General features: G+C 73.5%; 1 protein-coding gene. It reads right to left on the bottom strand.

The window, feature by feature from the left end:
* A partial coding sequence (locus tag KBX53_RS35040) for an EAL domain-containing protein (RefSeq protein ID WP_210864044.1) occupies positions 1-637 on the bottom strand: 637 nt, incomplete at both ends.

Genomic DNA, 637 nt, shown 5'->3' with positions numbered 1-637 from the left:
GCCCCGGCGTGCCCCCTCGACCTGGGTCGACGACTCCAACTCCTCGGCGACGATCTCGACGCCCAGCCGCTCGCCCACGTTGACCACCACGTCGATCAGCGGTGGTTGCCCGTCCGGCCGTGCGCCCACCAGCTCCGGGCCCACCTTGAGCAGGTCGATCGGCAGTCGGCGAAGCTGCGCCAGGGAGGCGTGCTCGGCCCGGAAATCGTCCAACGCGGTGCGCACGCCCAGCGACCGGAGCCCGGCCAACCGGGCCACCACTGTCGACAGGTCACCGGCCACCCTCGGCTCGCTCACCTCCACCACCAGCCGCTCCGGCGGCACCCCGTGCGCGGCCAGCACGGCCGCGAGCCGCTGCACGAAGTCGGGAGTGGTCAGCTCCCGGGTCGTCACGTTGACCGCCATCCACAGCTCCCGGGCGCCCACCGACCAGTCGGACAATCGCCGGCAGGCCCGATCCAGCACCCACCACTCCAACTCGCCGACCAGGTCAAGGTCCTCGGCGACCGGCAGCAGCTCGGCCGGCAGCACCGTGCCGAGCACCGGGCTGCGCCACCGCAGCAGCGCCTCCGCGCCCACCGGCTGCCCGTCGGCCAGGTCGACCACCGGCTGGTAGACGAGATCCAGTTCGCCGCGC

Source organism: Micromonospora sp. M51 (assembly GCF_018070305.1).
GTDB lineage: Bacteria > Actinomycetota > Actinomycetes > Mycobacteriales > Micromonosporaceae > Micromonospora > Micromonospora parva.
Note: the sequence above shows the minus strand (reverse complement) of the source record. Positions and strands in the feature narration are given on the sequence as shown.